The organism is Microcoleus sp. T3_B1 (genome assembly GCF_036700445.1).
GTDB lineage: Bacteria > Cyanobacteriota > Cyanobacteriia > Cyanobacteriales > Microcoleaceae > Microcoleus.
Genome location: NZ_JAUBOX010000051.1, coordinates 1 through 14,425, shown reverse-complemented (window position 1 = coordinate 14,425; position 14,425 = coordinate 1). Strand labels below are relative to the sequence as shown.

General features: G+C 46.1%; 13 protein-coding genes. 5 read left to right on the top strand and 8 right to left on the bottom strand.

Annotated elements, in window-relative coordinates; all coding sequences use genetic code 11:
• Nucleotides 1-102: 102 nt before the first annotated feature.
• Nucleotides 103-1,524 (bottom strand): type I glutamate--ammonia ligase, encoded by a 1,422-nt coding sequence (glnA, locus tag QT990_RS23400; protein ID WP_333057654.1) that lies wholly within the window; start codon nt 1,522-1,524, stop codon nt 103-105.
• 340 nt (nt 1,525-1,864) lie between these two features.
• On the opposite strand from glnA, the gene apcB reads away from it, so the two are divergent.
• Nucleotides 1,865-2,374: an allophycocyanin subunit beta gene (gene apcB / locus QT990_RS23395; protein WP_333036060.1), complete on the top strand. Its 510-nt coding sequence runs from the start codon at nt 1,865-1,867 to the stop codon at nt 2,372-2,374.
• Nucleotides 2,375-2,911: 537 nt separating this feature from the next.
• Here apcB and QT990_RS23390 read toward each other — a convergent pair.
• Nucleotides 2,912-3,151 carry a hypothetical protein gene (locus QT990_RS23390; protein WP_333140752.1) on the bottom strand — a complete coding sequence of 80 codons (240 nt, stop codon included), beginning with the start codon at nt 3,149-3,151 and terminating at the stop codon, nt 2,912-2,914.
• A 471-nt stretch (nt 3,152-3,622) separates the two neighbouring features.
• Here QT990_RS23390 and QT990_RS23385 point away from each other — a divergent pair, with 471 nt between their 5' ends.
• Both QT990_RS23385 and QT990_RS23380 read left to right on the top strand, forming a co-directional pair.
• Nucleotides 3,623-4,624 (top strand): SAM-dependent methyltransferase, encoded by a 1,002-nt coding sequence (locus QT990_RS23385; protein WP_333300354.1) that lies wholly within the window; start codon nt 3,623-3,625, stop codon nt 4,622-4,624.
• A gap of 135 nt (nt 4,625-4,759) precedes the next feature.
• Nucleotides 4,760-5,449 carry a hypothetical protein gene (locus QT990_RS23380; protein ID WP_333140748.1) on the top strand — a complete coding sequence of 230 codons (690 nt, stop codon included), beginning with the start codon at nt 4,760-4,762 and terminating at the stop codon, nt 5,447-5,449.
• Nucleotides 5,450-5,655: 206 nt separating this feature from the next.
• Here QT990_RS23380 and QT990_RS23375 read toward each other — a convergent pair whose 3' ends face one another.
• The 6 genes from QT990_RS23375 to QT990_RS23350 form a co-directional block, all read right to left on the bottom strand.
• A complete protein-coding gene (locus tag QT990_RS23375; protein WP_333140746.1) occupies nt 5,656-7,176 on the bottom strand; it encodes a DUF697 domain-containing protein in 1,521 nt (506 codons plus the stop codon).
• 198 nt (nt 7,177-7,374) lie between these two features.
• Nucleotides 7,375-7,983: a Uma2 family endonuclease gene (locus tag QT990_RS23370; RefSeq protein ID WP_333140744.1), complete on the bottom strand. Its 609-nt coding sequence runs from the start codon at nt 7,981-7,983 to the stop codon at nt 7,375-7,377.
• Between the two features lie 148 nt (nt 7,984-8,131).
• Nucleotides 8,132-9,580 (bottom strand): slr1306 family protein, encoded by a 1,449-nt coding sequence (locus tag QT990_RS23365; protein ID WP_333140742.1) that lies wholly within the window; start codon nt 9,578-9,580, stop codon nt 8,132-8,134.
• Between the two features lie 250 nt (nt 9,581-9,830).
• Nucleotides 9,831-10,253 (bottom strand): thioesterase family protein, encoded by a 423-nt coding sequence (locus QT990_RS23360; protein ID WP_333140738.1) that lies wholly within the window; start codon nt 10,251-10,253, stop codon nt 9,831-9,833.
• A gap of 273 nt (nt 10,254-10,526) precedes the next feature.
• Nucleotides 10,527-11,609: an ATP-dependent 6-phosphofructokinase gene (locus QT990_RS23355; protein WP_333140787.1), complete on the bottom strand. Its 1,083-nt coding sequence runs from the start codon at nt 11,607-11,609 to the stop codon at nt 10,527-10,529.
• A gap of 311 nt (nt 11,610-11,920) precedes the next feature.
• Nucleotides 11,921-12,163 (bottom strand): hypothetical protein, encoded by a 243-nt coding sequence (locus QT990_RS23350; protein ID WP_333140736.1) that lies wholly within the window; start codon nt 12,161-12,163, stop codon nt 11,921-11,923.
• A gap of 137 nt (nt 12,164-12,300) precedes the next feature.
• Between QT990_RS23350 and QT990_RS23345 the strand changes: the two genes are divergently transcribed.
• Nucleotides 12,301-12,807 (top strand): hypothetical protein, encoded by a 507-nt coding sequence (locus QT990_RS23345; protein WP_333140734.1) that lies wholly within the window; start codon nt 12,301-12,303, stop codon nt 12,805-12,807.
• A 287-nt stretch (nt 12,808-13,094) separates the two neighbouring features.
• The gene (locus QT990_RS23340; RefSeq protein WP_333465807.1) at nt 13,095-13,910 is read left to right on the top strand and encodes an FkbM family methyltransferase; all 816 of its coding nucleotides are present in this window, start codon (nt 13,095-13,097) and stop codon (nt 13,908-13,910) included.
• Nucleotides 13,911-14,425 lie beyond the last annotated feature (515 nt).

Here is a 14,425-nt window from a genome sequence, read left to right as displayed (position 1 = left end):
AAGAACGCCGCTTTTAAGGGCGGCGTTCTTTTTAATTAAAAATCACAGGTTAAAAATGGTATAATTACCATTTTTAACTTTTAATTTTCAATTATTAATTTTCTAACAGTCGTAGTAGAGAGCAAACTCGTAGGGGTGAGGACGCAGCCGCATCGGGTTGACTTCATTGTCGAGTTTGTAGGAAATCCAGGTTTGGATGAAGTCTTCAGTAAATACGCCGGTTTCAGTTAAGAAACTGTGGTCTTTTTCTAAAGCTTCTAAAGCGCCTTCCAAGGAACCGGGAGTTGAAGGAATTTTGCTCAATTCTTCAGGGGAAAGGTCGTAGATGTCCACGTCCAAAGGTTCGCCCGGATCGATTTGATTCTTGATGCCGTCTATGCCGGCGCACAGCATGGCTGCAAATGCTAAATAGGGGTTGGATGTGGCATCGGGACAGCGGAATTCTAACCGCTTGGCTTTGGGGTTGGTTCCCGACAACGGAATCCGCACTGATGCCGATCGATTCCCTTGAGAGTAAGCTAAGTTTACAGGCGCTTCAAAGCCCGGAACTAAACGCTTGTAGGAATTGGTCGTGGGGTTGGTGATTGCCAAAAGTGCCGGTGCGTGCTTGAGAATGCCGCCGATGTAATGCAGTCCCATTTGACTGAAACCAGCATATTGATCGCCTGCAAATAGAGGCTGGCCGTCTTTCCAAATCGACTGGTGAACGTGCATCCCGGAACCGTTGTCGTTAAACAGCGGTTTGGGCATGAAGGTGATGGTTTTGCCGTATTTTTTGCCGACGTTTTTGATGACGTATTTGTAAGTCAGCAAGTAGTCGGCGGCTTGTACTAAAGTGGCAAAGCGGAAACCGAGTTCGCATTGACCGCCGGTGGCGACTTCGTGGTGGTGCTTTTCGATGGGTACGCCGCATTTTGCCATTGTCAGCAGCATTTCCGTTCTCATGTCTTGAGAGGTATCGGTTGGTGCTACTGGGAAATAACCTTCTTTGTAACGCGGTTTATAGCCGAGGTTGCCGCCTGCTTCTTCTTTGCCGGAATTCCAACGACCTTCGATCGAATCTACGTAATAGTAGCCGGAATTTTGGGTTTGGTCGAAGCGAACGTCGTCAAAAATAAAGAATTCTGCTTCCGGGCCAAAGAATGCTGTATCGCCGAGACCGGTCGAAAGCAGGTAGTCTATGGCTTTTTGGGCAATGGTGCGGGGACAGCGACTGTATGGTTCGCCGGTGCGAGGTTCTTTGATGCTGCAAATGAAGCTGATGGTCGGTTCTGCCATGAACGGGTCCATCCAAGCGGTGGTCGGATCGATGACCATCGTCATGTCTGATTCGTTGATGGCTTTCCAGCCCCTAATGCTGGAACCGTCGAAGGGTACGCCGTCTGTGAATGCGGTTTCGTCGATTTGGTCGTGGTACAGGGAAAGGTGCTGCCAGATCCCCGGCATATCGATGAATTTTAGGTCAACTATCTGGATCTTATTTTCTTGTATGTAGTTTAAGGCTTCTTGGGGTGTCTGGAACATGACTTACTCCTGATATTGGTTGTGTCTTGGCGATCTGCCGATTTCAGACTGTTTGGGCGATCGTAGGCCTTCAGTATCCACTATTTTGTATCTAGGGCTACAAAATTCAGAAATAGTGACCCAGTGCGACCCGGCAGTTTGAGATGCTTGCCCTGTGGATTATTTTTCGGCTGAACATACAAGGCAAACGGCTGAATTTTACGACAGTTTGCCGGGGATAGACTACCCTTCGTGAAAATCCTATCTCAAATCTTAATCAAACGCCGATTTGTAGTAGTCTACAATAGGCGGTCTGTCTCAGATAGCAAAGTATTGATAAAGATTTTTGGGAGAGAAACTTATGCGCGATGCAGTGACGAGCCTGATTGAAAATTATGATGTTGCTGGTAGGTATTTAGACCGAGATGGTATCGATCGGTTGAAATCTTATTTTGCAACGGGCACGGCACGGGTACAGGCGGCGGCGGCGATTAACAGCAATGCTGCGGCAATTGTCAAGCAAGCTGGTATTCAGCTATTTGCTGAACAGCCGGAACTGATCCGTCCCGGGGGAAATGCCTACACGACTCGTCGCTACGCGGCTTGTCTGCGGGATATGGACTACTACTTGCGCTATGCTACTTACGCCCTGGTGGCTGGAAGTACCGACGTGCTCGACGAGCGCGTGCTGCAAGGTTTGCGAGAAACTTACAATTCTCTAAGCGTTCCCATTGGCCCGACGGTGATGGGGATTAGCATTATGAAGGAGATGGTTAAGGCTCAAGTGCAAGCTGCTGGCTTGTCTGTGGGGCCTTTTTTGGATCAGCCTTTTGATTACATGATTCGCGAATTGAGCGAACAAGATATTTAACTACCAGCCGGGAAGTCCCTCGGTATATTTAAAGGGGATTAATCTGAGCGCTGCGCGAAGTACCCCGAATAAATTACCGCAGGGATGAAAGGCTCGTCGGGTGTAGGTACCCAAAGCGACAATTATTTCTGTATATCCCTTGATAATCTGGAAATACTCTGATACTATATTGGCAAGTGGAGGTGGAACTACCTCACTATAAAAAGCCTTTGAAAAAAAGGAAAAAGAAGCCTGCGGTCTAACTGTACTCAGTCTGTACTCAGTTGACCGTCAGGTTTGTTCACGTCAATTTGCTAGTTCTTTTAGCAGCAAATTCCGCTTGTTGCTTGCAGTTAGCAGCAGTTGGATCGATCGCTTTTTTTGACCTCACAGCCTCCAAGCGATCTTTTTTTATGGGTTATGCCATTTGAGATTAAAGATTTAAGATTAAAAATTATAGATTAAAAATTATAGATTAAAAATTTTAATAAGGGGGAATGACTAACGAATTAAGGCTTTGGAGCTTCCCTATAATTGCATGGTTGTTTGAAACTCGTGCTAAAAATCGCCAACACATCCCCAGACGAGGCATTTGTCCAGGGGATTTTTGCTTTGGCGCAGAGCGACTTGTGCGACGGTTGTTGCTTCTACTTCGCCGTTGGGGTAAAGAATGTGGATGATGTCACCGCTGACGAAGGCGAGGGGATTTTCTTGACAATTGCCAGGATTTCTGATAGGAAAGTTAATTGTTTTCATGGTCGATCGCCCTGATGGTATTTGTAGCGCTTTTAGCTGCATATAAATCATCCGCTAGTCGCAAAAATTATTGTGTGATTCTACGGATGTTTATCTGTGATAAAACTACACACTCAGAGCGATCTCAGTCACATCATGTGAGGTGGGGCGATCGCCCCGCGACAATGGAAAAACCAAAATAATCGCCAAAAATTAGCAGTGGGGCTTGTGCGTAAGTGCTAATCTGGTACTGTTCTTAACCCATTGGTGTCAACTTAACGTCAAACCCCATCACAGACTGCTGTGTGGCTATTAAATCTAGATCCCCCCTAGCGAGCGGGCGGGCACGGGGAGTAGGGGTCGCACCGCCCCTACGAAGGGGGGGACAAGAGTCTTTTCAAAGTCAACCCCTACTCCCCTTCTTTAGGGGGATTTAGGGGGATCTAGACTTAGCGTAAAAACGAGATTTCCCAAGGGTTTCAGGCGATTGTTGACATTAATGGTTCTTAACCCTATCCGTACAGATTAAAAACCTTGGCTAAACAGCGACTAGACACTTTATTGGTCAGCCTAGATTTGTGCAGTTCCAGACAGCAAGCTCAGGCCTTGATTCGGACTGGGAAAGTCTCCATCAACCAACAGGTAGTTGACAAACCGGGCACTGAGGTTGACATTGCAGCAAAAATTCAGATCAAAGAGCGATCGCGCTATGTTTCCAGAGGCGGCGACAAATTAGCCAAAGCTTTAGAAGTTTTTGCGATTCCCGTTGCAGGCAGAATTTGTCTCGACGGTGGCATTTCCACAGGCGGTTTTACCGACTGTCTCCTGCAAGCCGGCGCTGCCCTAGTGTACGGCGTAGATGTTGGCTACGGTCAAGCAGATTGGGGCTTGAGGAACGATCCGAGAGTAATTTTGAAAGAACGCACCAATTTGCGGTACATGACTGCTACTGAGCTTTACGGCAATTCACCCCCCCCAGCCCCCCCTTGTCAAGGGGGGGAGCAAAATTCACCCCCCCCAGCCCCCCCTTGTCAAGGGGGGGAGCAAGATTCACCCCCCCCAGCCCCCCCTTGTCAAGGGGGGGAGCAAGATTCTTTGCCAATAGGGGTTTATGCAGATTTGGCGGTAGTAGATGTGTCGTTTATTTCCCTGGATAAGATTTTACCCGCGCTGTGGGAATTGTTGGTACCACCGCGAGAAGCAGTGTTGCTGGTAAAACCGCAGTTTGAGGTAGGGCGGGAGAGAGTCGGGAAAAAAGGCGTAGTGCGAGACTCAGCAACTCAAGCTGATGCGATTTTTCAAGTGTGGAAGGCAGCCACAGCTTTAGGATGGCAGCAACGCGGCTTAACGTGGTCGCCTTTACTTGGCCCGGCCGGTAATATCGAGTATCTTTTATGGTTGGGGATCGATCGCGAACAGGAGCCAGAGCCGAGGGCGATCCTCTTCGAGGGCTGCGCTAACGAAGAGGATGTTGTGAAGGAACGGATCGCACAAGTTACCAAAGCGGCGGCGCGGGAACTTGTCGATCGATTGTAGATTGTAGATTGTAGATTGATTTCAAGATGTCAAGCTAATCTATTTTAAAAGTCAAATTAGGAACTCCAGATTGATCTAAAATTTCAATTTTTTTGTCAATCAGACTCCTAAACTTTCACAAGAGTGAATAATTCCATGCAATCATTCAAACAAGCCGGCTCGATTTTACTCTACGTTCTAGGTGCCATCGGATATGTAGCAATTGTAGCTAGTATTGTAGGCGTTTCAATGCTCATCAAGTGGGCAGCTCTGCTACTGGCAGACAAATTATTATATACAATTCTGATTATCGGGGATTTGTTGAGGGGTATCGAAATTATTGAACTGTTAAATATATTGGTATTTGCATTTATCGGTATGGGAGTGGGTGTGGCGACAAGGCTTCTACACCCTCAATACGGTCGCAAAATTAGTGCGGCTTTGTTGATAGTTATAGTTCCCTTAGTTTTCATGATTACGCCAGCCATCAGATATAATTCTTGGCTGGAAAAAGTAGGAGAATCCGATAAATTATCGCCTCCGGAAACTGCCACATTAACTAACTCATTTTTGAACAGAAAGGTAGGACTGCCTGGTTTTATCGGTTATTACGTATATAGTGGTCAGTTTCCGGTTATTCCGACGAAACAATCAGAGATGAAAGACCTTGACAGCTTTGAAAAAAAAGTTAATTCCAGATTTGTACAGTTCACAGGTATTGCTCCGACTATTGTTTCTTGGTCAATGCGGGTTTGTTTTTGGCTGATTAGAATATTTTACTTTTCTATAGCGGTAATTGCGACGATCGCGCATTTTAGGGAAGGTGTTAGAATTGCCAGACGGTAATACGATTTTCGATTTTGGATTTTCGATTTTCGATTAGAGAATTGGGAATTACTGATGAGTATGGTGGTTGGGAGTTTACCTACAGTTGCATACTTTTTTGACCATTGTGTAAGAAGAAAAGCATTAGGGTGAGTCAGATGCTAGCTCTTCGATTATTCACAAATAACCATCTGGTGACGCACCCTACTCAACTACTAGGGCAATTTTTAATTGCCAATTTTAAACTCTTGCTGCAGGCGATCGATAATTGTATTACGCTCGATGGTGGCGAGAATGTCTTGAATTACCGTATCTTGTCCAAGGGGGCCCCAGGTGCAGCCTTTTTCTAAATAAACTTGGGCGGCGCGACCGACAGCGTAGGTTCCGTAAGCTGCTAAACTAGCTTGAGTGACAGCAACTCCGGCAAAAGTAGAAAAGCCGATGTGCGGGGCCGCAGCGGCCGCAGTTTTGCCAAATCCCAAGAGGAAACTGCTACCCAATTCTCCCAAAAGTACGCCGCCAGCGCTGGAGAAAATAGTCTGCCAAAGTTTCCCGGCTTCGTAACCAGTCATAGGTAAGCCGTAAAGTCTCGATAAAGAGCGAATTAACGCTAAATCTGCGACACTTGCTCCCATTACATCCAAGAAAGCCACGGGATTTAAACCGACAGCCAAAGCTTTATATTTTGCAAATTGCCAGATTAAATCTTCGGCTTCTGTTTGCCGCAATTTGAGAACGTGACGGGCAATGTTTGCTTCGGCATCTCTAGCTTCAACTAAAGCATTTAGAGCGAGGAGCGATCGACCTTCTCTGTTAAGAATTGTCAAAATTTTATGTTTGAGTTCGTCTATCTGCGCGGGCGGCGACTCCCATTCGTAAGTGACTCTTCCGTCGGACCATTCCACCCGCACTTGCACCGGCGCTGGTTCGGCGGCTACCATGACTATTTCTAAAGATTTGGAAGTTTTAGGCGGTGATTTTACAGTAGATTTATCGGAGGAGTTGTTTGGGCGATCGGACAAATTTTCGCTATCTGTTTCCTCTATTACCGCAGCGGCTGCTAACTCTTCAGAATTTCCCAGCGCTTGCAAACTTTGGTAAATAGCTTTTCTGTCTAATTCTGGATACAGGTCAATTTTATTAAAAACTAAAATCACCGGTTTTTGAGCTGTTTGCAATTCGCACAGTGCTTGATATTCAGTTCGGGTAATATCGCCTGCAACGACAAACAGAATTAAGTCAGCTTGGCGAGTTACTTGTTTCGCCATTTCGCCGCGCACTTCGCCGCCAACTTCATCAAGTCCGGGAGTATCGATTAATTCTACTTGCACCCCTCCTTTCCCCCCCTTGGCAAGGGGGGGTTCCATAAGCCCCCCCTTGGCAAGGGGGGGTTGGGGGGGTTCCTCGCTGTCAAGGAAGGATAAAGGCACACTCCAGCGCACGGAACGCGGCCACTGAGTCACGCCGTTGAGAGGGCCTGTTTGCAGAATTTTATGACCTAAAAGCGCGTTTAATACGGCTGACTTGCCACGGCTGACTAAGCCGAAAGTAGCAATGCGGATTATGTTGTGGTCTAGTTTTTCTGAGGTGGAAGTTAAAATATCTAACTGATATTGCAGCGCCGCTTCTAATTCTGTATTATTCGAGTTTTTTTTGCCTTGGCGCAGGTGAGAGTAGCGCGCCAGGGATTCGCGCAAACTGGCACGGGCAAGAGATAAGCGATTTTCTTGAAGGGAATTGTCAGCCATTGGCGATCGGCTTGTTTAAGCAGGTATAATTGATCGTCGAATTATAAATCCTATTTCTTATTTTAATACAATTTAAAAAAAAAATCTAGCTTTTTAGTTACTAATTTTCCAAAAAATATTGAACGGGCATCTTGCCCATTCCACAATCACAAAAAATTTTTGTGGAACAGGCCGGAAAGCCTGTTCTTTTCCCTAACACTAGGCTCCGCCTCGGAAAATTTGATCGACGTTCAACTCCATGTTAGGAAATGTAGACGAAATAATGCGATCGCTCCCTCTGAACTGTGTAATCCTATACTCTCCGTCCACAAGCTGACAAACCGAAAGCGTGGGTTGTTTGGGGTCGCCAATATGACGTATACCGCCGAATCCAGCATAATCCGCAATCCAATATTCGAGAATTCCCATCATTTCGTAATCTGCCAACTTTTTTAGATAATCGTCGCGCCAGTTGGTACTGACAACTTCAACAAGTAGCGGGATAGATGTTCCTTGGGTGATTGTTGCTGACTTCAACCATAAGGGTTCAGATGCTAAAGCCTGACGGTTTAATAACAAAACATCAGGGATATATCCTGTATCTTTAGCTGGTGGCTTAACTAGCGCTTTCGAGGGAATGCGGTATGGAAGTTGCAGTTCGGTGTAGAGCAGCGTAAATTCTTGAACAAGGTATGCTGTGATATCTTCGTGTTCTCCTGTTGGCTGCATTTCAACCATTACCCCATCGTGAAGTTCGTAGCATCTGTTCTCAGCTTTGGATTCTATAAATTCTTCAAAGGTTAGTATTTTTGGTTGAGTTTGTATCATCGTGCAAACTGTCTTTGATTGTATAATAGAAGGAAGAAGGAAAATATTAACTGGTTCCCCTGCTCTGCCGGGGAACGGGCAAGATGCCCGTTCCACAACAAAAAACTGTCTTGTGGAACAGGCCGGAAAGCCTGTTCCTTTATTTTACTTAATTGACCGCCGACTTAAGGGTTTCGGGTCCAGATACCTGAGAGGAAAGGCGACTCGCCACTTGGTTGACGAAAGATTGCAAGAAAGAAACTTGCTGATTTTGCGTAAATACGGCTTGCAAAGTTTTAGTCAAATGGTCGATATTTAAAATGCCTATTCCAGCATTTTCCCCTTCTCGACTTTGGAAATATTCAATTAAACTCAGTCCAGCTATTCTGGTAAAATATGCTGCACTAATTCCCTGCACCGCGCCTCCTGCTACGTAGGTGACGGCATTGCTTTTCAGCAGTCCAGTAATAGTTTGGGTAGACATTTCTACCAACCCTAATTTAAACATTTGACTTGCCAAAGTTGCCGCTACTGTCTTAGCTTGGTCTAAGGAAAACTTTTGCTGGTAGATAGCGCCGAGGTCGATTACAAGTTGGGTACTGATGGCGGTTGTTGCTAGCAAGTCTAAAGCTGGAACCGGGTTAGTAAAGACGGCGGCGGCGGCGATGTACTGATATTGTTCGATAATGGGAAGTGCCCGATCGCGCCTGACTGCATTTAATAAGGTTTTCGCCTCTAACTTGATACTTGCAGCCTCGCGCACTGCACTCGCCCAGACCAACTGTTGCCGTTCTTCAGTTAAGATTTTAGTCAATCTTTCCGTCAGCCCGTCGAGTTGAGAGACTTGATTTTCGATGCGTTCTTGAACTGTGCCGTCCGCTTGGTGCTGCCGCACTTTAATAGAATTGGGAGAAGCTGCGATCGCAATTATCTCTTCTGTCCCCAATATTCCTTGCATTTTCTGCTGCAAAGAGTGCAAAACCTGCGACTGCTGTTCTGGCAAATATTGGTCTTGTTTGTTCCAGACTAGCAGCACGCGCTGACCTGCAGACGCTAGCTGAGATAATGTTTGAAATTCCGAATCTGTGATGTCGCCCGCTGTCACAAACAGCACTAAATCACCGTTGATTTTGGCATCGGCATTTGTATTAGCAAACAGCGCTGCTGTTTCTTGTAAACTAAGCTTTTGCGAGTGTTGAGAGACCCAATTAGAATTTAAAACTTGAATTAAGGCAGTTTTGCCGACAGCTTTGCCGCCAGTTACGGTAATCCGTAAATCTTGTCTATCTAATTCGCTTCTGAGCCGATCGAGCTGTGCTGTTAGATTAGCAGGATCAGCAGAGTTTGGAGCTTCTGAAGCGAGCAATTTAATTGCTGTTTCTGAAGTCGCGATCGCTTTTTCGGCTGCTTCCCGGTTGGCCAGGGGTTGCGGGAGTGCGAGTTCGAGTTTGGGGGATTGTTGCTTCCACCACCAATACCCCGCACCGGCAGCCGCCAAGCCGATGAGTGCCGTTTCGCCCATTTCTGAACCCGAATGCTGTAGAGTTTCCAGCAGCCACAGCGCTGCTGAAAGTCCTATTCCGCCTATCAAAATCGGTCGCCGCAAGTTAAGTGTCATTTTTTCCTTCCTGTGGGTATTGTCACCAAGCTTAACCTTCGCCGGCTTGGCCTCCCTCCCTATATTCCATCGTACCTCTGCGGCATCCAAACTGGCAGGCGGGCGATCCGACTTTTTGCGATCGGGATTTGCGGCCCCGGCGACAATCAACTTTTTGCACTTCTACAAAGGGGGAATGAAGGGCTGAAGCCGTCACTACAAACCAATAGATTTTTACAGGATTTTGCAAATATAATAGTTGATTTTGGCTTTATGTTGGTAATGCTTGAGATTGTGATTCAAAAATATCAATTATTTGTTTGGGAATTGCTCGCGGGCGCATGGTGGTCACTTCAACCCAAACCCAAAGCGCCTCTGCTTTTAACAATATTTCGTCACTTCCAGCCAAGCGAATTTCGTAGCGGCGGACAGCGCGCGGGCCGCGCATTTGTTCGATCCAAGTGGATATCTCCAATCGATCGCCCGAGGCTGCCGATCGCAAATAGTCAATCTCTATCCGCCGCATGACAAAGACGCCGCCCAATTCCCGGTAGCGATCGAGTGTAAATCCCAAGTGTTCTAAATGTTCGATCGCAGCGTGTTCTAAATAATGCTGGTAGACAGCATTATTTACGTGACCGAGGGCGTCCATTTCGTAATGGCGCACTCTAATTTGTGCAGTAAATGGTGCCAATTTCTCACCTTTCCACTTGTTGCGGTATTTTGTAGTTCCGAGTGCGATCGCGCTCTGGGTCGATACTCGATCGGAACTGATTGCAAGTTACACTAATCATAGTTGAAACGCCACTACTTCCAGGTTAATATTAGTCGTGGAAGCACGATCGGTGAGCACCTTGGTTTTTTAACCACAATACACTGGCTTAAAACCCTCAGTCTCGGTTAACCCAGTTTCGTGGTTCTGAGTGCGTCCCCGACTAAACCTTTGAGAAATCGGACGGGTAATTGTTTAGTCTCCCAGACAAATCCCTAAACCGCGGGCAGTTTTAACCAGAGTACCATCGAAGTCTACAGGTCTGTATTTGGCGATCGCATCTTCCAGAGGAACGCTCACAACTTCCCGCTTTTGCCAAGATACCATGCAGTCGTATTTCTCTTCGGCAATTAAATCAACTGCTGCGATGCCAAAAGCAGAAGCAATTAATCTTTCTAGCGATGAAGGAGTTCCTCCGCGTTGAATGTGTCCCAAAACGGTGACGCGAGTTTCTGCACCGCTGCAGTCAGAAATTGTATCAGCTAAATACTGACCAATTCCGCCTAATCGACTTTGACCTAAACGATTTGTGTGCATTACTAATTCGCCTTCTTCAGTGCGAACTGCCTCCGCTACTATAATTAAACAGTAGTTTTTTCCCCGGTCTTGGCGTTCTTGGATTTGGGCACAGATTTTGGAAATTGTGTAAGGGATTTCGGGAATCAGAATTATATCAGCTCCCCCTGAAATTCCGGCACTAATTGCAATATGTCCGGCGTCGCGTCCCATGACTTCAACAATCATAACGCGGCTGTGACTGGCCGCAGTAAAATGCAAGCGGTCGAGTGCTTCAGTGGCAATATTGACAGCAGTATCAAAACCGATGGAACGCTCGGTAATTCCGACATCATTATCAATAGTTTTAGGAATAGCAACTAAATTCAAATTACCTTGTTGAGCAATCTTCCTGAGAATGGCGAGACTGCCATCGCCACCAATGCCAATTAAGGCATCCAGACCTAGTTGATGATAGCCTTCGATAATGTCCTCAGCCCGATCGCGTAGAGTCCCATCCGGCATCGGGAAAGCAAAAGGGTCGCCCTTATTTGTCGTGCCTAGCATCGTACCACCAATGGTGAGCCACGAGTCTACTTTCTCAATATCCAATGGAATTGCTTCAGGGGGACGACTCATCAATCCGTTGGTGGCTTGACGAATCCCCATCACTTTCCAATTGTAAGTTCCCGTTGCGCGGTAGACAACGGCTCTAATAACTGCGTTTAAGCCTGCACAGTCACCCCCGCTGGTGAGGATACCGATACATTTTTGTTCTCCCATAATTGCCCGACTTTTGTTACTCTGAATATGAGTTGATATTTTTAGATCCCGATCGTCCAATCCTGATTTTAGACGTAAATAGGTAGGCAAAAATAAACTTTACTCTGTAACAGAATGTAAAGCTATCATAACTTTTGTGATTGCTTTCATAAGATATCGCTCCTTTGGGGAGCGTTTCACTCGTTTTTGACTACTTATGTATTTTCAAGCTTCATCGACCTAATTGAGTGCCTCATCTCTGAAGCATTCCACAAGTTCGATCGCCAACTTGCGTAGCATCGCCAATCACCGTCTCCAACAAAACATCAATTTTACTTGGGATTGAGGCGTTTAGAAACTTGGTTAATTATACCGCTGAGAATAGCACCGCCCATAAGAATTCCGAGGGCGGGATTAAATACGGGCTGCCAGAGACTGTACCACAAATCAAAACCGAGATTCACGCCAGTCGATCGACCTGCTACTGCGATCACAAACCACCCAAAAATGGCAAAGACGAAAAACACATCAGCTACTAAAAACAAGTTGAGCAAGTTAAGAAATTTATCTTTCATTGTCGAGGGTTCCTTTTGAGTGTATATGTGTCAAGTTTTGGCAAGCGGTTGGTAATGGAGCGGATTGATAGCTGCAACTGGCGATCGAATAAAGATAAAATATCATTCAATTGTTTTCGCGCACAGGCTGTCAAAATATGGTTCGCTATACACTTCCTCAAAGCCCCGAAATTATTTTAACTGTCAAAGGGAAAGATTCAGCCAAAGCCCGCGAAGAAGCGATGGATCGGCTGATGGAGCTCATGGATGAGGGCAAGCTGCCTACGGAACTCGTGGAGGGATTTGGGCCCAAGCAGTTTGTTGAAGTTAAGGATATCGAAGATGCTGCGTCTGAAGGCGAGGACGCGATTACTGAAGCAGTGCAGATTTTGAGCAATTTGGCAAGTCTCAAATTGAAAGTGATGGAATCCCGCGAAGAAGCACTCAAAATCCGGGCGGCGATCGACATTTTGTTTACAGATGAGGCTGTGACTGCCGAGGAAATTAGTCGTTTGAAAGATGGTTTCAAGGTTCTCAAAAACTTTGCTCAAGCTAACGTCCGCTATCGAGAAGCTAGAAGTAAAGCCGAAGAAGCGCGGGCAATTCTCGACGAAGCTTTGCAATCTGTCGAACCGGAAAACAAGGCGCAGAAATCCGCGAAATAGTAGCAGGTTGCATTGACACTCACATCTTGCACCATTCTCGCTTAACAGGCAAGATCCCTGTTTCACCAGAAAATTCACTCTTTGTGGAACAGGCCGGAAAGCCTGTTCCTAAAAAAACTGATTGAGAATGGTGCAATATCTCAGTTGAAACCTATTTCTGTCATTGCGATCCGAAGGGAAGCAATCGCAAACCTCGGCGATTGCTTCGTTTTTTTTATTCGGACATATAATAACTCTGCTGGCAGACATAATATTAATTATATCCACATTTAAATCTGGGAAAAATTGTGAGCCAACAAACAGAACCTCTTAGAAACTCGATGTCAGGCAGCTTGTTGCTGGCTAAACAGTTAGGTTTTCAACCAAGAACTGTGATTGATGTCGGTGCCGCCTTGGGAACTTTTAACCTTTACGAAACTTTCCCCAATTCGCGACATTTGCTAATTGAACCCATCGCCGAAAATGAACCTTACCTCGCCAAAATTTTCCGCAAGCTCAAAAGTGCAGAATACATTATTGCTGCAGCGACCAAAGAATCGGGAGTTTTCACCCTCAACGTCAGTCCCGGTATGGTGCATTCTTCACTTGCTGAAAATCGCGTTACTGACAGCAGCAATCCTTATTTGAGGAACATACCAGCAATTACCCTGGATGGAATATGCAGGGAAAGAAACTTGCCAGGCCCGTATTTAATTAAAGTTGATGTAGACGGACAGGAATTAGATGTTTTAGCAGGAGCAACTGAGATTTTGCAGCAGACTGAATATGTAATTGTAGAAGTTACTTTATTCGGTCAGATGTATGATGTAATGAGTTTTATGAAGTCCCAAGGCTTCGCAGCTTACGATATTGTTGATTTGTCATATCGCCCGATTGATTCAGCTTTGTGGCAAGTTGACATGGCTTTTGTTAAGGAATCCGGTCACTTCCGAAAAGAGAGGGGTTACGCGACAGGAGAACAGGATATCGAAGCACTTAACTCGCATCTCAAAGCTTATCGGGAAAGTTTCATCCAACACATTGAGACTCATTACAGCGACCCAATAGACCCGGAACCACAGGTCAATCAAGTTGTTTTGGGCGAAGATTATGTCATCATTTAACTCAAGTTGCTTTCATCTGATACCAAATCCTGGTCGCACTTCGCACGCTTATTTAATTAATCCGAAACATCTCAAAAACTGGTTTTCTAAATGCTGCTATTGCCGTCTATAAGCTTGCAATCAGCAGTAAATTGGCTTTCATTGGATATCAGAAAGTGAGAATGCCCTAATGTGGCAGGGCGGTTTCATTCTCTTGTAGGGGCAAACCCCCCGTGGTTGCCCCGATGCCTGAAATACCCATGAAATCATCTGTGGGTGAGGGCGGGCACGGGGGCACCGCCCCTACAAAAGCCTGATTTTCCGTAGGGGCAATCCCCCCGTGGTTGCCCCGAAACTACAAAAGCCTGATTTTCCGTAGGGGCAATCCCCCCGTGGTTGCCCCGAAACTACAAAAGCCTGATTTTCCGTAGGGGCAATCCCCCCGTGGTTGCCCCGAAACTACAAAAGCCTGATTTTCCGTAGGGGCAATCCCCCCGTGGTTGCCCCGAAACTACAAAAGCCTGATTTTCCGTAGG